Source organism: Bacillus sp. FSL R5-0443, from assembly GCF_038608285.1.
Classification (GTDB): Bacteria; Bacillota; Bacilli; order Bacillales; family Bacillaceae; genus Bacillus; species Bacillus velezensis.
In genome coordinates this window covers 2,547,955-2,572,707 of the sequence record NZ_CP152013.1, presented here as the reverse complement: position 1 = coordinate 2,572,707, position 24,753 = coordinate 2,547,955, and the positions used below count along the sequence as shown (strand labels likewise).

3 protein-coding genes are annotated in these 24,753 nt (G+C 50.2%); all 3 read left to right on the top strand.

Going from position 1 to position 24,753, the window contains the following annotated elements; genetic code table 11:
* Positions 1-35: 35 nt before the first annotated feature.
* Genes NYE28_RS12660 through NYE28_RS12650 form a run of 3 tightly spaced genes read left to right on the top strand, consistent with a single transcriptional unit; the run spans position 36 to position 24,709 of the window.
* Complete coding sequence (locus NYE28_RS12660) at positions 36-12,629, top strand: type I polyketide synthase (protein WP_342490089.1); 12,594 nt, start codon at positions 36-38, stop codon at positions 12,627-12,629.
* An 18-nt stretch (positions 12,630-12,647) separates the two neighbouring features.
* Positions 12,648-18,959, top strand: coding sequence for a type I polyketide synthase (locus NYE28_RS12655; RefSeq protein ID WP_033575313.1), 6,312 nt, complete (start codon positions 12,648-12,650; stop codon positions 18,957-18,959).
* A 23-nt stretch (positions 18,960-18,982) separates the two neighbouring features.
* Entirely contained in the window at positions 18,983-24,709 is a 5,727-nt protein-coding gene (locus NYE28_RS12650) for a type I polyketide synthase (protein WP_342490088.1), read from the top strand.
* Positions 24,710-24,753: the final 44 nt, after the last annotated feature.

Here is a 24,753-nt window from a genome sequence, read left to right as displayed (position 1 = left end):
CAGAAAAATTCTTTTGTACAAGGGATGGTATCCTCATGAAATGTATTAACGAATTTTTAAGAACGGTAATAGCGCAAAAGCTGGGTGCCGAGGTGACCGAAGCGGAAGATAAAACCGCTTTTTTTACTCTTGGCGTGACGTCTCTCATCAGTGAAGAAATCATGACCATATTGCATAAAGAATTTACCGGCCTTTCTGAAACGCTGCTTTTTGAATATCCGAACATTGAGAAATTGAGTGAGTTTTTAAGTGCGCAGAAACGAAATCCCGAAAGCGTTCTTGAATTCAAAGAAACGGAGCCTGATACGGGAAGCCGGCAGGAAGAAGAATTGCTTCCTGTACAGGCGGCTGAAAAGGTGCCTGAACCGGCAACGGACGGGAGCTCTGATATTGCGGTTATCGGAATGAGCGGGATGTTTCCGAAAGCGGAAAACCAGCATGATTTTTGGAACAATTTAATGGAAAATAAAGATTGTGTCTCTGAAATCCCAGAGGACAGATGGGACAGCTCTTATTACTCGGAAGAGAAAACGGCAGAATACGCGTCATACAGTAAATGGGGAGGTTTTATTGATCATCCGGATCAATTTGACCCGCTGTTTTTTTCTGTTTCCCCGTGGGAAGCTGATTTAATGGATCCTCAGCAAAAATTGTATGTCACGTGCTGCTGGGAAGCGATGGAGGATGCCGGTTACGGGAATCCGGCGGCGAGGCCGACGGATCAAATCGGTGTATTCGCCGGAGTGACCTGGAATGAATATTCATTAATTGCACACGAAGAAGGTTTCCTCAAAGATCAGTACAAAGGCCCCGGCTCCTTATATTGGGGCATTCCGAACCGGGTTTCTTATTTCCTTGATCTCCATGGCCCGAGCATCGCTGTTGATACGGCGTGTTCTTCATCGCTTGTCGCCGTCCATCAGGCTTGTCAGGCCATTATGTCGGGCGACTGTGAAATGGCGCTGGCCGGAGGCGTCAACCTCAGCTTACATCCGCAAAAATACATGTTTTTAAGCCAATCGCATTTTCTGTCTTCTGAAGGAAAATGCCGCAGTTTCGGTGAAGGCGGAGACGGTTACGTGCCCGGCGAAGGCGCGGGAGCCGTTTTGTTAAAACCATTGAAAAAAGCGATTGCGGACAAAGACCACATCTACGGTGTCATTAAGGGGTCAGCCACTAATCACGGCGGCAAAACGACCGGGTATACGGTGCCGAATCCGGAAGCGCACCGGGACCTGATTTTATCCGCTCTAAACAGAGCCGCGGTAAGTCCGGCGGATATCAGCTACATTGAAGCTCACGGAACCGGCACGGCGCTCGGCGATCCGATTGAGATACGCGGCCTGTCTATGGCATTTGATAAACAGACCGATGAGAAAAACTACTGCGGAATCGGCTCGGTGAAATCCAATATCGGACATTTGGAAGCGGCTGCAGGGATCGCCGGTTTAATCAAGGTGCTTTTAAGCATGAAACATGAAACGCTTCCCGCCAGTCTGCACTCCGAGGAACTGAACCGCAAGATTTCTTTTTCTGATTCGCCATTTTATGTCGTCCGAAACAACCGGCCGTGGCCGGCTGAAGGAGATAAACCGAGAATCGCCGCAATCAGTTCATTCGGCGCAGGAGGCTCTAATGCCCATCTGATCGTAGGTGCTTATCAGCCAAAACGGCAAGCGGACAAGAATACTGAGCAAAAACCGCATGCCGTCGTATTAAGCGCACATTCCGAACAGCAGCTGAAAGAATATGCCGGGAAATTGAGCTCCTTTCTTGCCCGTTTGGAAAACCTGCCTTCTGCCGGCGGATACAGTCTGGAAAATATCGCTGCCACCTTATTGTCAGGCAGAGAGCCTTTCTCCTTCCGGCTTGCTGTCATTGCATCATCCCTTTCTGAGCTGAAACAGCGATTGGACGGATTTGTAAGCGGTCACAGCGACGGCAGGTATATGTACTTCGGAAAAGCGTCACACGGGCGGCCGGACGTTTCAGGCCAATCCGTTTCAGATCCTGAGAAATTTGCCGCGCTGTGGGTGAAAGGCCTTCAAGGTTGCAAAAAGCCGGAAACGCCGTATCAGAAAGTTCCGCTTCCTACGTATCCGTTTTTAAAGGAAACGTCCTGGCTGACCGATCAAAAAAAGCGGTATACAAAAAAGCCCCAAAATATCAAAAAGCGTGAAGCGCTGCATCCTCTGCTTGATGAGAATATTTCATCCGCCCGGAAAGGGACGTTTCAAAAGATATTTTCCAAGGATGAATATTTCTTTAAAGATCATTTAGTGAACGAAAAATATGTGCTTCCCGGAGTCTGTCATCTGGAAATGGCGGCATACGGCGCGGGATTGTGGGGAGAACGCCCGGTCGTCTCTCTTCAAAGTGTGTGGTACATGGAGCCGATTGTGACAGGGACAGACCCAAGATCCGTCATGATAGAGTTTGAAGCAGAAAAAGAGCGTATAAGCTATGTCATTAAAGAAAAAGGAGCGGACGGCGCCCTCTTTTCGCAAGGAGAAGTGATTTGTAAAGAAAAAGGGGCGTCTTTTGAGGCCTCGGCCTTTCAGCTCCCGGCGCCATTTGCGCAGAGAACGGAGCCGGAAGACATCTATCACTCGTTCTCTGAGGCGGGAATCGTGCAAAAGGACAGTTTTCAGGTCATCCGCGAATTCTCTTATACAGAAAGGAAAGCACTGGCCAAATTAACGCTCCCGTCACACTTGGAAGCCGATTTTAAACAGTACATCCTACATCCGTCCTTAATGGATGGCGCTGTTCAAACTGCAATGGCGCATGTGCTGCAATTTCAAAAAGAGCCTGCGCTTATCGTACCGTTTTCCTTCGGAGAAATACAGCTGCTTGAACCGTTAGCGAAAACCGTATTTGTGCATGCGGAGGTAAAAGCGGCCTCCGTTCACCAATTTGATCTGCATATTTGTGATGAGCGCGGCGTGCTGTTGGCGGCAGTGAAAGATTTTATCATAAAAGAGGTGCAGGAAAGCGCCGGGTTTAACCAAAAAGCCGGCGTCACGCCGAAGAAAAGCCGTGAAACGGAATTGCTTATGACACCGGTTTGGAACACCGTCACCATTCCGGAAACCGGCATGTCTTTCATGCGTGAAGAAAAAATAATCATCATCGGGGCCGGGCCGGATTTTCAGCAGGCTTTGAAAGAGATGTATTCCGATGTCCGTTTTCCGGACATCACTTCTTTGGACAGCGCGGAACAAATGGCTGAAACATTGAAAGCGCAAGGTTCTTTTCAACACATGATATGGGCGGCGCCGGATCATCCCATTCCATCCGTTTATGATGCGGATACGGCCGAGGGACAGGAGCACGGGGTCATGCAGCTTTTCCGGCTGGTAAAAGCGCTTCTGCTTCTGAATTTTGACACGGAACAACTATCATTGACAATCTGCACGTTTCAAGCACAGCCGATTCATGAACATGATGAGGTCAATCCGAGTCATGCAAGCATACACGGATTAGCGGGGGCGCTCGCAAAAGAATACACCAATTGGAGCATCCGGCTTCTTGATTTGGAATCTCAAAGGGGAAACCGGCATCTTCCTGATGTCTTCTCTTTACCGTCGGACCCCGAGGGAAATCCGTGGGTCTTTCGTGCAGGTCAGTGGCATCGACAGCAATTGGCCGTCTGCCAGCCTCATGCAGATGAGCCTTCATTATACCGGCACGGCGGGGTTTATGTGATTATCGGCGGAGCAGGCGGAATAGGAGAAGTATGGACTGAATATATGATTCAGACCTATCAGGCGAAAATTGTCTGGATCGGGAGGCGGAAAAAAGATACACAGATTGAAAGAAAGCTGAAAAGACTTGCGGCTTTAGGCCCCGCACCGCAATATTTCAGCGCGGATGCTGCCGATTATGACTCTCTCAAACGGGCGTATGACACCATTGTAAAGGAAAATGGAAAGGTCCGCGGAATCATCCATTCCGCCATCGTGTTATCAGACCGCAGTTTTGCCAATATGGAAGAGGATCAGTTCCGCGCGTCACTTTCTGCAAAAACTGATGTGAGCTTGCAGATTGCCCGGATAGCTGAAGGGGAACCCCTGGATTTCTTGCTGTTTTTCTCTTCGATGATGTCGTTTCAAAAAGCGCCGGGACAGAGCAATTATGCCGCCGGGTGCACGTTTAAAGACGCTTTTGCTAAGCGGATCTCACAGAAAGCGCCGTATGCCGTAAAAGTTGTCAATTGGGGCTTTTGGGGAAGTGTCGGCGTTGTCGCTTCAGAACAATACCGGAAACGGATGGAGCGGGACGGAATCGCTTCTATTGAGGCGCCCGAAGCGATGAAAACGCTGGAAACCCTGCTTTCCGGACCTCATCACCAGCTGGCGCTGATCAAAACGACAGATCCGGTTTTTATGAAAGACGATCTGAAAGAACAAGTAACGGTTTATCCGGAAAAGATTCCTTCCGCACTCGGACAATTAACGGTTAACATCACGCAGAATGACGAAGCTGAGCGGTTAAAAGCATCAAGTGTCATGAGCTGCATGAGAGAGATGGAGTCCCTTATTGAAAAAATGCTTGTATCAACCCTTTATGAGATGGGAGCCGGGCTTGGTCAGGCTTTGCCGTTATTTCAATCGGCTGCCGGCATAACGGAACAATACAGCAGATGGCTGAAAGAGAGCTTTGTCCTCCTGAATAAATTAGCGCTTACTCCGGAAAAAACGGATCTAGGGCAGGTGTGGGAGGAATGGGAGCGGAAAAAAGAGACTTGGCTGCGCCAGAAAGACATGAGGGCGCATGTCAGATTGGCAGAAGAGACATTGCGTGTGCTTCCAGACATTTTAACCGGTAAGCTTCCGGCAACGGAAGTGATGTTCCCTGACTCCTCTTTCCGTCTTGTGGAAGGCATTTACCGCAATAATATCATTTCTGATTTTTTCAATGACAAGCTTGCTGACACATTGATTGCAGTTTTGAAGGAACGTCTGGAAAAAGATCCGCAGGCGAAAATCCGCATTTTAGAAATCGGAGCCGGAACGGGCGGGACGAGCGCTGCGGTCATGAGAAAATTGAAACCGTATGAAGCGCATATTGCCGAATATTGTTTCACGGATATTTCTAAAGCATTTCTTTTACATGCAGAAGACATATTCGGTCCGGAATATCCTTATGTCACTTATAAAATATTCAACGCTGAGCAGCCGGTATCAGCAGAAGCGCCGGACATCGGCACGTATGACGCAGTGATCGCGACCAATGTGCTTCATGCGACAAAAAATATCCGCTCTGCGCTGCGCCATGCGAAAGCAATGCTGCAAAAAAACGGTCAGCTGTTTATAAATGAGATCAACAGCCGTACCATATTCAACCATGTGACGTTCGGCCTTCTTGAAGGCTGGTGGCTGTATGAGGATCATGATTTACGGATTCCGGGCTGTCCGGGGGTTGAGCCGGCCGGCTGGGCGGAAGCGCTTTCGCTTGAAGGGTTCGTCCATCCTCTGTTTCCGGCTGAAGCCGCACACGACTTAGGCCAGCAGATTATAGCGGCTGAAAGTGACGGAACGGTCAGGCTTGCCCTCCCGCAGGCGTCAGAAGAGAAGCCGGAGCGCCGTCCGTATGACGCAGATGGTCTTTCGGATGATACTTTGCATGTCAGCCTGAGAGAAAAAAGCGTTGAACTGTTGAAGAAGGTCATCGGTGAAGCGCTTAAAGTGCCGGCGCATCGTCTTTTAGCCCATGAACCTTTAACCGCATACGGATTGGATTCCATACTGGTCGTCAGACTGACCAACGCGTTAAAAGACGTCTTCGGTTCTGTCAGCAGCACTTTATTTTTTGAATATCAAACCATTGATGAGCTTGCTGATTACTTTCTGTCTTCCCGTAAAGAAGCGCTCGAGCGGCAATTCGGGAATGGACGGGCTCATCCCGAAAACGCCGGACGGGTGCAGGCTCCCGCAGAAAGCGCCGCGCCGATTCCAAACGTAAGGGAACGGAGCATCGCATATCTGACGGAATTAATAGGAAAAACGCTGAAGATTCCGAGCGGGAGAATGGATCCGTCGGTTTCCTTAACCGCATACGGTTTGGATTCTATTCTGGTCGTCAGGCTCACAAATGCCTTTCGTAACGTGTTTGACCAAATGACCAGCACCCTCTTTTTTGAATATCAGACGATAGAAGAAATCGCGGATTACCTGCTTCTTTCTCAGCGGGGAGCATTTATGAAAGCGATGGGTGTGCGTGAGGAGCAGCTGTCTGATCACACAGATAACCTGAATGTAAAACAAAACAAGATTCCTCAAAACGAGGAAGGCGAAAGGACGAACGGAGATCCCTATATCCGGGATATCGCTGTCATCGGTCTGTCAGGCCGGTATCCGGGCGCCGATCACGTTGATGAACTGTGGGAAAATGTAAAAGCCGGCAGGCATTCTATTACTGAAGTGCCGAAAGATCGCTGGGACTGGAAAACGTTTTATAACGAGGAACGCGGAAAATGGGGGTCCATTTATTCAAAATGGGGCGGTTTTCTCGATGACATTGATACATTTGATCCGCTGTTTTTCCGTATATCTCCCGCGGAAGCTGAAAGGATGGATCCGCAGGAAAGAGTGTTTCTGCAGACTGCTTATTCAAGCATTGAAGATGCGGGGTACACCCCGGCCACGCTTTGTGACAGCCGGAAAATCGGAGTCTTTGTCGGTGTGATGAACAGCAATTACCCGACAGTTCCCAGCGACTGGTCTATCGCAAACAGAGTATCGTTTTTGTTCAATTTCCAAGGGCCGAGTATGGCTGTGGATACAGCATGCTCTTCTTCTTTAACAGCTGTCCATCTCGCCGCAGAAAGCCTGCGGAGCGGAATGAGTGAAACAGCGATTGCCGGCGGAGTCAATCTTATCGTTGATCCGGCCCACTATGAGCGGCTGTCCGCTTTTTCAATGCTGTCTCCCGGTGATAAATGCAAATCTTTCGGAGACAGTGCGGACGGTTTTGTTGACGGTGAAGGAGTAGGGGCGATTGTGTTAAAGCCGCTTGCTCAAGCGGAGAAAGACGGCGATCATATTTACGGCGTTATCAAAGGAAGCATGCTGAACGCAGCAGGCAGGACAAACGCTTATATGGTGCCGAATCCGAAAGCGCAGTTTGATCTGATCGCAGAGACGTTGAAACGGACAGACATTCACCCGAGAACGGTCAGTTACTTGGAAGCCCACGGAACGGGCACTGCGCTCGGTGATCCGATTGAAATCGACGGGTTAACGAAAGCTTTTCGCCTGACAACAGAAGACCGGCAGTTTTGTTCCATCGGTTCAATTAAATCAAATATCGGACATTTAGAAAGCGCTGCCGGGATTGCGGGGATCACCAAACTGCTTCTGCAATTGAAACATAAGAGGATTGCCCCTTCATTGCATGCGGCGGAATTGAATCCGAATATTGAGTTTGAGCACACTCCGTTTTTCGTACAGCAAAAAGAAACGGAATGGAAACGACCTGTCTTGAATATCACGGGTAAAATGAAGGAATATCCGAGAATTGCCGGCATTTCCTCGTTTGGAGCAGGAGGTTCAAACGCGCATGTCATCATTCAGGAATATGTGCCGTCTGACAGCCTGAAACCAATGGAAAACGCGTCTGTTTCTCCGCAAAAACCGGCTGTTATTATTTTATCAGCTCGAAATGAGCAGCAATTGACAGAGCGCGCCCGCCAGCTTCTGGATGATGTCATAAGAAAAAAACGTTCTGACGGGGATTTAGCCAAGATCGCTTACACGCTTCAGACGGGAAGAGAACCGATGGCTGAGCGGCTTGCATTTACGGCCGAGTCGATAGAAGAACTGAAAATGAAGCTTATGAGTTTCTCAAACGATCATAATATCGAACATGCTCATATCTGGCGGGGCAGGACAGCCAAACATCATTCATTGGCGGCTTCACTCACTTCTGATGAAGATATGGCGCTTACCATAAATGCCTGGCTGAGAAAAGGGAAATACGGAAAGCTGCTTGACCTTTGGGTTAAAGGACTTGACGTCGATTGGTCAGCTCTTTATCAGCGCAACCCGGGCCGCATCAGTCTCCCGGCCTACCCTTTTGCCAAAGACCGATATTGGGTCACAAAAGCTGATGTGTCACTTGACAAAACAGGCTCAGCGAAAAGTGAGAAAGCAGCCAGACTTCACCCGCTGCTCCATACGAATACATCGACCTTTACCGCCCAGCGTTTTACTTCTGTTTTTTCAGGACATGAACCGTTTTTTGCCGATCATATCGTCAATGGAAAACCGGTGCTTCCGGGCGCGGCTGCTTTAGAAATGGCCCGGGCCGCCGTTACGCTGGCTGCTGAAGACTTGCCCGGCGGGAAAACGGGTGTAAGGCTCAAACAGATCGTTTGGCTCCGTCCGGTGACGGCGCTTTCTGAAGGAGTGACGCTTCATGTAAAGCTTCAGCCGGAAGAAAACGGAGACATCGCTTTTGAAGCGTATGCCGAAGGAGAAGAGCCGCTTGTCTTTTTCCAGGGAAAGGCCGTGCTCGAAGAGACGGAACGTGCTCCTGTTCTCGATGTAGAAGCGGTTCAGGCGCGCTGCGGCGGCCGTCACTTGTCAAAGGCTGAGTGCTATGAAGCGTTCGACAGCTTCGGCATCACCTACGGACCGTCTCATCAGGCGCTTGACGCCGTCTATGCCGGAAACGGAGAAGTGCTCGCGAAGCTCACTCTTCCGCCGTCCGCCCGCGAGGAAAAGGAGCCGTTCATCCTGCATCCGAGCATGCTGGACGCCGCCCTTCAGGCTTCTATCGGTCTCGTGCTCTCAGATGGTTCCGCGTCCGGACGGCCGTTTCTGCCGTTTGCCCTCCAGGATATGCAGGTGTTTTCTGCGTGCCGGGAGACGATGTGGGCGGTGCTTTCCTCAGCGGACGGCGCCTATCATATTGAGCTGTGTGATGAAAACGGCGCGGTATGTGTCCGATTGAAGGGGCTCACCGCCCGTTTTCTGGAAGAGGAAACGGAGGAAAAACCGCTCTTGCTTCAGCCAAAGTGGCAGGAATCACCGCCGGATGAAGGCGGCGGACAAGAAGCGTCTTTCAGATACGTGACGCTGTATGGCGGAATGAACGCTGAGGACATAAGCGGCGCCGTATGTGCGGCTGACGGCGAAGGTCCGATTGAAGACCGTTATGACGCATGCGCGGCGGAGCTGTCAGCGATCGTCACGCGTCTTATCAAAGAAAAACAGAAGAAAAAAACGCTGATCCAGCTTCTTGTCCCCGACAGGGGGGAAGACAATGTATTGGCGGGGCTGGCCGCTTTTCTGAAAACGGCTCACCTTGAACATCCGAAGCTGTACGGCCAAGTCATCCAAGCCGATCCGGACGAGTCAGCATCGGCGCTTCTTGCCAAGCTGAAAGAAAACCGGGCGCATCCTGAACAAGCGGAAATCCGTTATGAAGACGGCAAACGTCTCGTCAGAAACTGGCGTCATCTGCCGGCGCCTCAAAGCGGCGCCGTTCCGTGGAAAGACGAAGGGGTCTACCTCCTCACCGGGGGAGCGGGCGGCATCGGCCTGATTTTCGCTGAAGAAATAGCCTCCCGCGTCAAAAACGCTGTCCTCGTATTAACGGGAAGGGCGGAAGCGCTTGATGAAGACCGCTCCGCCCGCTTACGGCGCTTGGAAGCGTCGGGTGCCCGCGTATTGTATCAACCGGTAGACGTGACAGACAGGGCGGCGGTCATCGCCCTCGTCCGCGGCATACAGGAGGAGCACGGAACACTCGACGGGATCATTCACGGCGCAGGCGTGATCGCTGACAATTACATTCTGAACCAGACAGAAAACGAACGGAAGACCGTCATGGCGCCGAAGGTGAAAGGGCTTATCAATCTTGATGAAGCAGCGAAAGATGTGCGGCTGGACTTTTTCATTCTGTTTTCTTCCTTGGCGGGAGGTATGGGAAATCCGGGGCAGGCCGGTTATGCGGCAGCCAACGCATTTATGGATGTTTATGCAGCCCGCCGGAACCGTCTCGTGCGGGACAACAAGCGGAGCGGGCAGACTCTGTCTGTCAACTGGCCGCTTTGGGAAGAAGGCGGTATGCGCGTGGACAAAGAGACCGAACGGCTGATGTATGAACAGACCGGAATGAGAGCCATGCGATCGGCGTCAGGCATCCAAGCGCTTTACGCCGCTTTTGCCTCCGGAGAACACCAGGTCATGGTGGCAGAGGGCGACGAAAAACGGATTCGAAAAAAACTGATGCCTGAAACGCCGGAACCGTCCCGTAGCATTCATGTGTCAAGGAAGACGCCCGTCCATATGCCGAATAAAGTACAAGCGGAACTCAAACATATGATATCAGGCATTCTGAAGGTGAAAGAAGACGAGATAGATGCTGAATCAGAGATGAGAGATTATGGCTTTGATTCGGTTTCATTCACGCAGTTTGCAAATGAACTAAATAAAATGTATGGGCTTGAACTGACACCGGCCGTGTTTTTTGAATATCCGACAGTCTTTCGTTTTGCCCAATACTTGCTGACGGAACATCCGGATACATTCGGCTCACAGGCAGAAACAGAAACGGAGAAACCGGTTGTGCGTAAAAAAATGAAGACGGAGCCATTCTCGATTCCGTCCCGTCTTCCTAAAACAAAAACCGCAGCTGCACCTGAGCCCGTGGCGATAATCGGAATCAGCTGTGCATTTCCAATGGCTGAAAATCCGGAAATGTTTTGGGAGAATTTAGCCGGAGAAAAGGACTGCATTTCTGAAATACCGCCGGAGCGCTGGGACTGGAGACAGTATTACGGAGATCCGCAGAAAGATAAAAATGCGAGCAATGTAAAGTGGGGCGGCTTCATTGATGAAACCGCTCAATTTGATCCTTTATTTTTCGGTATTTCTCCGCATGAAGCCGAAATGATGGATCCTCAGCAAAGACTTTTAATGATGCATGTATGGAAAGCGATTGAAGATGCCGGCTGCTCTGCCAAAAGCCTGTCAGGAACAAATACAGGCATTTTTGCAGGCACGACAAACAGCGGTTACGCTCAGGAAGCTTCAAAGTTCCATATAGAGATTGAGGGTTCTTCCGCCGCCGGTACGGTTCCGTCAATCGGTCCGAACCGCATGAGCTATTTTCTGAATATACATGGGCCGAGCGAACCGATTGAAACCGCCTGTTCAAGCTCATTGGTCGCTGTTCACCGTGCGGTCAGGGCAATTCAGGCCGGAGACTGCGGCATCGCGATTGCAGGAGGCGTCAATGCTATTGTGTCGCCGGATATGCATATCAGCTTTAATAAAGCGGGAATGCTCAGTGAAGACGGGCGCTGCAAAACATTTTCCGATCAAGCGGACGGGTATGTCAGAGCTGAAGGTGCGGGCATGATTGTTTTGAAAACATTATCCGATGCGGAACGTGACGGCGACCGTATTTATGCCGTTATTCGCGGAACGGCGGAAAATCATGGCGGACGGGCGGCTTCCCTTACATCGCCGAATCCGAAAGCACAGACAGAAGTCATGATAAAAGCTTATCAGCAAGCGAACATCGACCCCCGTACAGTGAGTTATATTGAAGCCCACGGCACGGGAACGCCGCTCGGTGATCCAATAGAAATCAACGGACTCAAAGCGGCTTTTGCAGCGCTTTATCAGAAAGCCGGAGTAACGGCACCCGATCAGCCTCATTGCGGCATCGGTTCCGTCAAAACGAATATCGGCCACACAGAGCTTGCCGCCGGCATGGCCGGGCTTTTAAAAATTATTTTGCAGATGCAGCACAAAACGCTCGTTAAAAGTCTGCATTGTGAAACCGTTAATCCGTATATCAGCCTCGACGACAGCCCGTTTTACTTCGTCCGCGACACTCAGCCATGGAAAGCAGCGGCTGATGATAGCGGGAATGAACTGCCGCGAAGAGCGGGTGTCAGCTCGTTCGGATTTGGCGGTGTCAATGCTCATGTCGTGCTCGAAGAATATGTTTCTCCTGTTGAAGAGAAACAATGGACGTCCGGTGAACTTCAGCCGTCCTTATTCATTCTCTCGGCAAAGACGGCGGAACAGCTGAAGAAACGTGCGGAACAGCTGCGCAGATATTTGGAAAAGACACATTCAGCTGACGGAGCTCTTGCGGGTATCGCTTATACGCTACAGCTTGGCCGGGATGAAATGGAAGAGCGCCTTGCCGTCATTGCTGAAACAAAAGAAGAGCTTACGAACGCGCTGAATGATTTCCTCAGCGGCAAGGAGACGGGGCAGAATTTCTTTACAGGCCGGAACAAAGCGATGAAACAGCTGTTTACAGAGATGACGGACAACGCAGAAATGAGCGGGACCGTAGATCAATGGATTGAAGCAGGCAAATATGCAATGCTTGCAAAATTATGGGTGCAAGGTTTACATGTCGACTGGAATAAATTATATCCGGACCAAAGGCCAAAAAAAGTCAGCCTGCCCGTCTATCCTTTTGCGAAAACACATTGCTGGATACCGCACAGTGCGCAGCATATAAGGCACCGGGAGACTTATGAGATTGATACGTCCCCGCTTGAGACTTATGAGCGCCTGCTTGATGAATTGGAGAAAAACGAAATAAGCATAGAAGCCGCTGTAAAAAGAACGATCGGTTTTTACAGGGATTAGCGTAATGGAGGAAACCATATGAAAGAGTTTCTGCACCGGGTTTTTTCTGACGTCAAAAATAAAAAAATGACAAAACAGGATGCGATCGGCATTTTGCGCGATTATGATATGCGGATGGGACTTCGCCAAGCGGATTCCCTTCATCCGCTTGCTCAGCAGCATATTTCCGATGAAACGGGACAGGGATTCTCGGCAGCTTTCAGCGGCCGGGAATTTTTTCTCGCTGATGTTTCTTTACAGCGTAAAAAGCTTATGCCCGGAGAACTTCTTTTGGAAATGGCGAGAGCTGCGGCTGTTTTGACAGTAAAGGAGACTGAGGCTGTCCGGCTGACGCATATCGTGTGGTCAAAGCCCATTCTGACTGAGGCTGAGCCGTTCCATATCGAAATCAGGCTGATACCCGCAGAGGGTGAAGCCAAAAGGTTTGAGATTTATAATCCATTTTCTGCCGATTTCAGTCATTATGATGTGTACAGCCAAGGGACGATTCAGCCAGTTGATGCTGCGCCTGGCATGCTGGATATCAGCCGCTTGAAGGAAAACAGCGGTTCCCTGATGGATCAGCAGCAAATTGAAGCCATCACTCAGAACGATACCGTTCAATACAGTGAGCACATGAAAGGAATTGAGCGTATTTACGCCTCAGCAGGACGGATGCTGGCAGACATATCAATTCCATTGACAAACCAAAAAGAATCCGCCCGATTCGGCCTCCCTCCCTGTGTGATGAAAAGTGTGACAGAGGCATGCGCGCTGCTTGGCGGCAAAGAATATAAAACGCTCGCCCCGGTTTCATTGGACGAGCTTTTGTTTTATGAATCTTGTCCTGACAAGGTATGGGCCGAGATACAAGAGAAGGCGGGGAGCTTTTATATTGATTTATGTGACGAAGAAGGGAAAATATGGGCTTCCCTATCAGGGTTGAAGCTGCAACCTGTCATCAAGACGGGCGCTCCCGGAAAAACCAATGCCGAACACCGCAGTGAACGTTTGTATGAACAAACGCTTCTTCAGCTCAAAACGCTGTTTGCCCTGACTACAAAAATTGCTGTTTCCAACATAGATACTGAAGAGCCGCTGGAAACCTACGGAATCGACTCAGTCACTGTGACGAAATTGAACCGCGAATTGTCTCTGCTTTTCGGTGACCTTTCCAAAACGGTTTTTTACGAATATAAGACACTGGGATCTCTGGCAGCTCACTTTGTCACGGATTATCCAAAAGAATGCCGAAAATGGACAAATGATGATGACCACCGTTCAGGCATATCAGAACAGGTTTTGGCAAATGAAGATTTTCCGGTGCTTCCGTCGTTTATCAAGCGAAAGAAACGGCCTGCTTTTTCCAATGAGAACCAGACAAAAGAAGGGATTGCGATTATCGGAGTCAGCGGACGTTATCCGCAAGCTGAAACACTTGAAGAGTACTGGGATAACTTAGCGGCCGGAAAAGACTGTGTGACGGAAATTCCCGAAGAGCGCTGGGAAAAGGACAAGTACTACAACCCTGATCCTGAAGCGGCCGTGAAAGAAGGGAAAAGTTACAGTAAGCGGGGCGGGTTTCTGAAAGATACCGCTTTCTTTGATCCGCTGTTTTTTCAAATTTCACCCCGTGATGCTTTGAATATGGACCCGCAGGAGCGTCTCTTTATTGAAATGTGCTGGCAGGTGCTGGAGGATGCCGGTTATACGAAGGAACAGCTTGAGAATTTGTATAACGGCCGGGTCGGCGTTTTTGCGGGCATTACGAAAAACGGGTACGGAATGTACTGGAAAAACGGCGGCACCCTGCAGCCGAAAACGTCGTTCAGTTCAGCGGCCAACAGAGTTTCCTATTTTCTTAATCTGAAAGGGCCGAGCATGCCGGTCGACACGATGTGCTCATCTTCGCTGACTGCAATTCACGAAGCGTGTGAAAACATCCTTCGCGGCGAATGCGACATGGCGATTGCCGGCGGTGTGAATGTGTATACGCATCCTTCGGCTTATGCGGAGCTCAGCGCCTATCGAATGCTTTCAAAAGACGGAACGTGCAAAAGTTTCGGTGAAGGCGGGGACGGATTTGTTCCCGGGGAAGGCGTCGGGGCCGTGCTGTTAAAGCCGCTGTCAAAAGCGATGGCTGATAAGGACCATATTTACGGGGTGATTCGCGGCACTCATATCAATCACGGCGGCAGAACAAACGGGTATACAGTGCCGAGTCCGAGCGCTCAGGCTGACGTGATTTCCGGCGCGCTTGAAAAATCAGGAATACATCCGCGGATGATCAGCTGTATCGAAGCCCACGGCACGGGCACTGAACTCGGAGATCCGATCGAAATAGACGGTTTGACCCGCGCATTTCAAACGAAAACGTCAGATAAAGGTTTTTGCGCCATCAGCTCAGTTAAATCCAATATCGGGCATTTGGAAGCCGCGGCAGGCATTGCCGGTGTAACGAAACTGCTGCTTCAGTTTCAAAAACGAAAGCTGGCTCCCTCATTACATTGCCGGAAATTGAATCCGAATATTGCATTCGACCGGACGCCGTTTGTGGTGCAGCGTGAATTGGCAGACTGGAAACGGCCGGTCATTGAGGAAAACGGAGCGCAAAAGGAGATTCCGAGAATCTCGGGAATCTCTTCTTTTGGCGCGGGCGGGGCAAATGCCCACATATTGATAGAAGAATACATTGAACCTGATAGGGAGATTTATGAGCCATTCACAGATGAAGATCCCGCAGTCATTTTATTATCCGCCAAACAGGAGGCCAGCCTGAAGCAGCGGGCGCAGCAGCTTCTTCAAGCGATCAGAAAAAATGACGTCACAGACCGCAGCCTCCGGGATGCGGCTTACACCCTTCAAACCGGAAGAGAAGCGATGGAAGAACGTGCGGCGTTTATCGTGACGTCGACAGAGCAGTTAGCGGAAAAACTGCAGCGTTTTATTGACGGCGGGACAGACGGCTGCTTCAGGGGAAAAAGCAAACAGTATAAAGACATTCTAGCCGTTTTTAAGGATGAAGATATGCAGGAAGCCGTCCGTAAATGGATGAAAAGAAAAAAATTCGCGAAGCTTCTGGAACTTTGGGTGAAAGGGCTGAAGATTGATTGGTCAGAGCTTTATAACGGCAGCATGCCGCATCGCATCAGCCTTCCCGGTTATCCATTTATAAAGGATCGGTATTGGCCGGACGATGCAGCGCCGGACAATGTTCGTGATGCTGAAACACATTCTGAAACATTTCGTGAAATCCGCTTTTTACAGAAAAGCTGGGCAGAAAGCAGCAGTGTTCCGGCTAAGGAAATGCGGGGCGTCATCGGAATAGCTGCTGATCACCAGACAGGAAATTTAGCCGTTGAGCTGTCCCGTTATTTCCCCGAGTCTGAAATCATTGACGCTGCATCACCGGAAATATCCGGGGACGCGGCCCGATTCGGCGGTCTGATTGATGTGACCGGATGCGGGACGGAAATCAATCATGATGACGGCTGGATTCATCGTCTGCAGTCTCTCATTGACAACAGAAACCGCGGCCGAAAGCTTCAGCTGCTTTGTGTGACAAAGGGGCTTGAACCCTTTGCAAATGAAACGATAAATCTCTCAGGTGCAAAAAAGGCCGGATTGTACCGAATGCTCCAAAGTGAGTATAAGGATATCCGCTCGCGGCATATGGATGCAGAACGGACTGCCGAAGATCCTGAGCTGGCAAACCAGATCGCAGAGGAGTTTTTTCGCGATTCTGAAGACATCGAAGTGTGTTACCGAAACGGTGTGCGCTATCTCGCGCGGTTAAAGGAAACAAACAGCTTAGCTGAAAAAGAATTTTCATTTCCGAAAGACCATGTGCTCTGGATCACCGGAGGGACCCGGGGACTCGGATATTTATTTGCCCGGCATTTTGCCGAACGTTACGGAGTCACGAAACTCGTGCTTACCGGAAAAGAAACAATGCCGCCGAAAGCGGAGTGGGATGATCATATCAAACGGAATTCCCCGTTTTCCGATAAGGTGAGAAGAATCAGAGAGCTCGAACAAAAAGGTGTCCGAACGGAAGTGCTGTCTGTATCTTCCGGCCCTGAATATGAGCAGGCCGTCAGCCGTGTGAAAGATCAAATGGGGCCGATAGGAGGCGTGTTACACGCAGCGGGAGCCGTAGATCTCGATCATCCGGCCTTTATCCGCAAAACAAGCGAACAGATGATGCCCGTGCTTGAGCCTAAAACAGACGGACTGGACCTTTTGTATCAAGCGCTGCACAAGGAGCCTCTCCGGTTTTTTGCGCTGTTTTCTTCAGTGTCCGGCGTGATGCCGGAATTAGGAGCGGGACAAAGCGATTATGCCATGGCTAACGCCTATATGGATTATTTTGCGGCTGCAAAAGGTTTTCCGGTGCTGAGCATCCAGTGGCCGAGCTGGAAAGAAACGGGTATGGGCGAATCAAAAAGCCGGGCCTATCAGAAAAGCGGTTTAAAGAGCATCACTGACAGAGAAGGGCTGAGCCTGTTTGATGCCATCATGGCAGGCGATTGCGGATCTGTTATTATGCCGGCCGTCATTCACCCGGAAAAATGGGAGCCTGACCGTCTGCTGCTTTCATCCGGCCTGACTGAAACAAAGCAGCAGGAACAGGCCGATACAGAAAGCGTTGAGGAGTGGCTGACGGGCATTTGCTGCCGGGAATTAAGACTGGAGCCGTCAAGATTTGAATCTGATACACCGTTTCAAGATTACGGAGCCGATTCCATCATGCTTGCCCAAGTGTCCAGAGCGATCGGAAAGAGGATCAAAGCTGACCTTGACCCGGCGGTGCTGTATGAATACCCTACGGTTGCTGCGCTGGCGGGATGGCTTGAAACAGCATATCCGGAAATCAAAGCTGCCGTTTCAAAACCGGTTCAGCCTGAAATCCCGGACGCTCCCAAACAAACAGCAGCCGCTGTTATTCAGCCTTCTCGTGCTAGAGCGGCGCAAGACATCGCTGTGGTCGGAATGTCCTGCCGTTTTCCGGGAGCTGAATCAATTGAAGCTTATTGGAAGCTGCTGTCTGAAGGAACGTCAGCCATTCAAAGAGTTCCGAAAGAGCGCTGGAAAACGGAGAAGGCGGATTATGCGGGCCTTTTACAAAATGTAACGCATTTTGACCCGGAGTTTTTCCTTATTCCCGAAGAAGACATCAAGGCAATGGATATCCAGTCCTTTCTTATATTAGAAGAGGCGCTTCATCTGTTCAGAGACAGCGGTTACTCTTTACAAGAAATGAAAGGCAGGTCAGCCGGTGTCTATTTAGGAGGACGCGGCGGCAGTATGCCTGATGAAAACCGTCTGAAGCATGCAAAAAATCCGATAGTCGCAGCCGGTCCGAATTACTTAGCGGCCAATCTTTCTCAGTTCTTTGATTTGAAGGGGCCGAGTCTTGTTTTGGATACGGCCTGTTCTTCAGCGCTTGTCGGTATGAATATGGCGATACAGGCGCTTTCTTGCGGTGAAATCGACTCAGCGGTGGTCGGGGGAGTCAGTCTGCTGGAATCTGGTCAAACCCACCGGATGTTCGAACTTCGCAATCTGTTAAGCGAAGAGCCTGCGTTTCATATTTTTGACCGCCGCACCGGCGGCATCGTATTGGGAGAAGGCGTCGGAATGGTGTATTTAAAAACAGCGGCCCAGGCTGTAAAAGACGGGGACCGGATTCATGCGGTCATTAAAGGCATTTCCGTAAACAATGACGGCAGAACCGCGGGGCCTGCCACACCGAATATACAGGCGCAGAAAGAAGTGATGGCCAAGGCGCTTGCCAAAAGCGGCAGAAAAGCGGAGGATATCAGCTACATTGAAGCAAACGGTTCAGGCTCTGAAGTAACAGACCTTTTGGAACTGAGGGCGATTGAAGCGGTGTACCGTATGCAAAACAGCGCGCCTTGCGAATTGGGGTCGATGAAGCCGAATATCGGACACCCGTTATGCGCTGAAGGGATTGCCGGATTCATTAAAACAGTGCTTATGCTCTCGCGCCGAATGCGTGTGCCTTTCCTTTCGGGCAAAGAGCCGATGACACATTACGATCTGTCCGCCTCGCCGTTTTATTTTTCGCAAGCTCTGCGTGAATGGACGGATTCACCGCGGATTGCCGCTGTCAGCAGCTTCGCTGACGGAGGGACGAATGCTCATGTCATAGTGGAAGCCTGGGAGCAAGAGGCGTATACCCCTGTTAGAAAGCCTTTGCCGAGACAGGAATTAAAACGCCGGCCCATTCGTCCGGACAAAGCCGAAAGCCTGCATGGAAACGCACATAAGTCCCGTCCGAATACGTTTTGGAAACAAATGAAGACTTACGATTGCGCTGAAAATTGAACGTCGATATGGAGGAAGTTCATATGCAAGAGCAGCTTCTTATTAACAATCAGCATCCCGTTCTGAAACATCATAAAGCCTATGGAAAGGAACTGCTGCCGGGTCTGGCTTATATTGACCTGATCTATCAGACTTTCAGAGAAAACGGTTTTTTTCATGCCGGCCTTGAACTCAGGCACTTATCGATTTTTCACCCTTTAGCTCCTGAACAGGGAGAAACAATCCTGCTTTCCGTTAATTGTACAGAGAACGGCGAAGGACAGTGGAAGGTAGAGGTGAAAGGGCAAAAACAAGGTGACGAAGCAGCAGAGACAAAGGTATATGCCGCGGCGCAAATGCATTCCGTCAAGCCCGCCGGCTTCCAAGAAAGCGTCCGGATGGATGCCGTAAAACAAACGGCGGCAGAAATACCGCTTGAGGACATTTACGCGGAATGCAGGGATCAAGAACTGGTTCATTCAGGAATGATGAAAGGCTGCGGAAGCGTCTACCAAACTGAAAAAGAGATTTATATTGATCTGTCGGTGCAAAAGGATCAGCTGGAACATGCAGAAGAGACGATGTTTCATCCCGCATTGATAGATGCGAGCAGCATCGGCTCCAATGTATATCTCGCTCCTTTGACGAGGAAGGAGGGGCAATTATTTCTGCCGCTGTTTTATGAATCGTTTTATTGCACCGAATTGCTGCAGACAACATGTATCACCAAGATAAAAAAAGAATCCGTCACCCGTAAGAAAGATCTCGTTTACGTGACAATGGAGTTTTTCAATGAGGAAGGCAGAAAAGTCGGCGAACTGAAAAACTTCGCCAATAAACTGGTGAGGGACCCGGAACTGATCAATCAGAAACGGCTAAAGAAAGAACCTGACGGGCGGAATGCCTTCCTGGCTCCGCAAGCGGAACCGGCGCCTTCTGAGCCCCGCCGTACGGAGGCTTCCGCCGGCCTTACTGAAGAGTGCATCCTTTATTTAAAAGAATTGCTTGCCGCCCGATTGAACAAACCTGTGAAAGAGATTGACCCGGATATCGGCTACTATGAAATGGGGCTGGATTCTCCGGGGCTGTTGGACATGGTAAAGGAAATTGAACGAAAAATCGGAACGCAGCTTCTGCCGACACTGTTATTTGAATACACGACAATCGCGGAATTGGCGGGATATTTGTGCGAACATTACGGAGCCGGTTTCGGCCATGCTCAAAGCGGGCATTCAAGTGCTGAGCCTTTGCACCGGGAAAAAAAGAGGACGACCCAAATCCGCGTGAAAAAATCGGCGTCAGCCGGAACGCAGAATGGAGATATTGCGATCGTCGGGATGGCGGGACGGTACCCCGGCGCCAAAAATCTTCGTGAATTTTGGACAAATTTAAAAAATGGAGAAAACAGCGTAACGGAAGTGCCTCGTTCCCGCTGGGATACGAGGACATATGAGCATTTGCGATCGCCGTCCGGCAAGCCGATTTCCAAATGGGGCGGTTTTATAGACGATCCGGATTGTTTTGACGCGAAATTTTTCCGGATTTCTCCGCGGGAGGCAGAAGCTAAAGATCCGCAAGAACGATTGTTTTTAGAAACATGCTGGGAAACGATTGAGGATGCGGGCTACACCCCGGAAACAATTGTTCAGCCGAAAGGGCCGAATAAGAGAATGAACGTCGGTGTGTTTGCCGGGGTGATGCATATGGATTATTCTCTCGCCGGCGCTGAAGCTGCGGCCAAAGGGCTGGTCTTTCCTTATCCCTTGAACTATGCGCCGATCGCAAACCGGGTTTCATATTTTTGCAATTTTCACGGGCCGAGCATGGCGGTTGACACGGTGTGTTCGTCATCTTTGACGGCCGTTCATATGGCGGCGGAAAGTCTGAGACGCGGTGAATGTGAAGCAGCTCTTGCCGGAGGCGTCAATTTATCATTGCACCCGACAAAATATATCACATACGGCTTGATGGATATGCATTCGAGTGACGGGCTGTGCCGCACGTTCGGCGAAGGAGGCACAGGCTATGTCTCAGCTGACGGCATCGGAGCCGTGCTGCTGAAGCCGCTCCACAAAGCCGAAGAAGATAAGGATCATATTTATGCGGTGATAAAAGGCAGCGCCGTCAATCACGTGGGGACCGTCAGCGGGATTACCGTGCCGAGCCCCGTGGCGCAGGGGGATATGATAGCTGAATGTCTTGAAAAGACGGGGATCGATCCCCGGACGATTTCCTATGTGGAAGCGCACGGAACCGGAACTTCTTTAGGAGATCCGATTGAAATACAAGGTCTTGTTAAAGCTTACCGCACGTTTACGGAGGATCGGCAATTTTGTGCGATCGGTTCCGTTAAATCGAATATCGGACATGCGGAATCAGCTGCCGGGATCAGCGGGCTTCATAAAACGGTTTTGCAGCTGTTTCACAAAACGCTTGTCCCTTCTTTGCACTCAGAGACGATTAATCCGTATCTCCGTTTAGAGGACTCGCCATTTTACGTGCAGCAAAAAACCGAGTCATGGAAAAGGCCGGCGTATACAGAGAACGGCCGTGAACATGCCTGCCCGAGACGCGCAGGCATCAGTTCATTCGGGGCGACGGGTTCAAACGTTCATCTCATTTTAGAAGAGTACAGGCCTAAAAACCCCGGTATTACGGAGGATCAAGAGAGACCGTATATCGTGCCTCTGTCAGCGAAAAATCCGGAGCGGCTGAAGGAATACGCTGCCCGCCTGCTGATGTTTCTCAAAGATGAAGCGCCTGAAGGAAGCGGTCCGCTTTATGACAAAATAGATACAATGCAAAATCAGCTGGAAGATGCGTTGAGAGGTGTTCTGGCCGAAGTTCTGCATGTTGCGTCCGGTTCGGTAGATGATGAACAGGATTGGAAGGAATTCGGCTTGGATGTCATGCAGCTGACACAGTTTTCTGAGCTGATGACGGATCAATACGGGCTGGCAATAGACATGACTGATCTCATACAGCATACTTCCGTCCGGACTTTAGCAGAATGCCTTACAAACGATGAGAAACATAAGAATATTCTTTCCGGTCTTTTCGGCCAGTCCGGCTTAGATAAGCAGCCTGATGAATCTTTTTCCTTGCGGTCACTGGCGTATACGCTGCAAACGGGACGGCTGGCAATGGAAGAACGGCTTGTTTTTTTAGTGAACGATCAAGCAGACCTGATCAGGAAATTAACTGAATTTACAGAACAAAAACGGCAGATTGACGGCTGCTTTCAAGGGCGGTCTGATAGCGGAACGGAAATCAGGGGTTTCCTGAATGATGATCAGGATACGGAGGAGCTGATCCGAAAATGGACGGACAGCGGCACTTACAAAAAACTTGCGGAGCTGTGGTCAAAAGGATTTGAGATAGACTGGACGCGGCTGTATCGGGAGGAGAAACCGCGCAGGATGAGTCTGCCGACGTACCCTTTTGCAAAGGAACGATATTGGATACCGGAGCCCGATCATCCCGTCACTTCCGCAAATACAGAAAGCAGGCTTCACCCGCTGCTTCACCGCAATACATCAGATTTGTTAGAACAAAAATTCAGTACGATACTGAACGGAGATGAATTCTTCTTAGCCGATCATATCGTCCGAAACAAGCGTGTTCTCCCCGGGGCGGCTTATCTTGAAATGGCGAGAGCCGCGGCTGAACTGGCTGCCGCGCCGTTAGCCGCTGGATACACGGCTAAAACCGGCATTTCGCTGCGGTATATCAGCTGGATACGCCAGGCCGTTCATAAAAAAGAGCCTCTGCGTATGACGACAGGGCTTTCTTTGGAGGACAACGGCAATGTTTCATTTCAAGTGTACAGCAATGAAAATGATTCAGACATTTATTGTGAAGGCAGCGCTGTGATTGAGCCGCTGTCTGAGGCGCCGGTTTTGCATATTGAACAGCTGAAAGCGCGATGCCGCAAAAAAGTGCTGTCAAAAGAAGACTGCTATGCGGCGTTTGCAAAGGCGGAAATTGTATACGGACCTTCACATCAAGGAATTGATCACATTTATTGCGGGGAAAAAGAAGCCTTGGCTAAATTGGTGCTCCCTGCTTCCGTTTCTGATGAGGCTGAACAGTTTGTGCTCCATCCTAGTCTGATAGATTCCGCTTTTCAGGCGGCCATCGGCGTTATGAATGAAGATCAAGCGGGTTATCCGGAGCAGCCGTTAATGCCTTTTGAATTGCATGAACTGACCGTTTTTCATCCGTGCAGGCCAAACATGTGGGCTGCCGTGTTTGTGACGCATGAAACACCGGCCGTGCGAAGAATGGACATTGATATATGTGATGAACGCGGCAATGTGTGTGTAAGGATAAAAGGATTTTCTGCCCGGATGGCCGAAAGTGAACCGGCCGTTACCGATAATAAGCAATACGATCTCCCGGGTAACCTTACCGGAGCCGTCAAACTGATGCAGGTATGGGACGCGGAACCGATAGACAACCAAACCGGCTTCCCCATTTCTGAAGCAAAAGCTGTCATCATAGGCGGTACAGACGGGCAGGCGGACGCGGTTTTACGATTGTTTCCTAAAGCTGTGCGATTTGATATCGGCCAAAGTGCTTCCGTTGAAGTGATATCTGATCGGCTCCGCCGTCTCGGTGAGATTCAGCATATGATCTGGTTTGCCCCTCAGCCGGCTGATTCTGACAGCCATGATCAAAAAAGCGGGGTGCTGCAAATTTTCAGAGCGGCCAAAGCTCTTATCGGTCTCGGGTATGGAAAAGAGCAGCTCGGGATGACGGTGATTACGCACCAAGCACAGCCTATTACCCAATATGATGAGGTGCGTCCCGCTCATTCCAGTGTGCACGGTTTCGTCGGGTCTCTCGCTAAAGAACATCCGAGCTGGCACATCCGTCTCGCCGATCTTGAAGACGGGGGGGATTTTCCCGCAGAAGACATATTCAGCCTGCCCCGCGACCGTACGGGTAAAGCATGGGTGCGCAGACATCAGGAATGGTACCGGCCTCAATTGCTTCCGGTCCAAAGCGGGCCGTCTGAAAGTGTTCCTTACCGCTATGGAGGCGTATATGTCATCATCGGCGGTGCGGGAGGCATCGGCGAGGTTTGGACAGATTATATAGTGACGACGTATAAAGCCCGAGTCGTCTGGATTGGGAGGCGGCCGCTGGACAGCCGAATACGCCAAAAAATAGACCGGTACCGGCCATCAGGACCGGCTCCCGAATATATAGCCGCAGATGCTTCTGATCTTCCATCGCTTCAGCGCGCCTATGAACAGATTAAAAACACATACGGCACCATCAGCGGCGTCGTTCATTCAGCGATGGTATTTGCGAATGAAAGCGTAAAAGATATGGAAGAATCACAGTTTCACGCCGGTCTTGCGGCAAAAGTGGATATTTCCGTCAACATTGCCGAAGTATTTGCGAAAGAGTCTTTGGACTTTATTCTCTTTTTCTCTTCGGTTATTTCATATATTAAGAATCCGAATCAAAGCCACTATGCGGCGGGATGCGCATTTAAAGACGCATTTGCCCATGAGCTTTCCGGACGGCTGTCATGCCGGGTCAAAGTGATGAACTGGGGTTATTGGGAGCGGGCTGACAATCACATTTCTGAAGAGTTTGACAGACTGAGTGCAATCGGTCTCGGGCTGATCAGCCGGGCGGAAGGGATGCAGGCGCTGGAAACTCTGCTGACGCAGCCGATCTCCCGCATGGGGCTGATGAAGCTGACCAAGCCGATTCCGATCGAGGGAATGAACCCTCATGAATTTGTGACTATCTGATTGCCTGTCAAAATGACGGAGCAAATTTAATTTTCTTAGGAGGA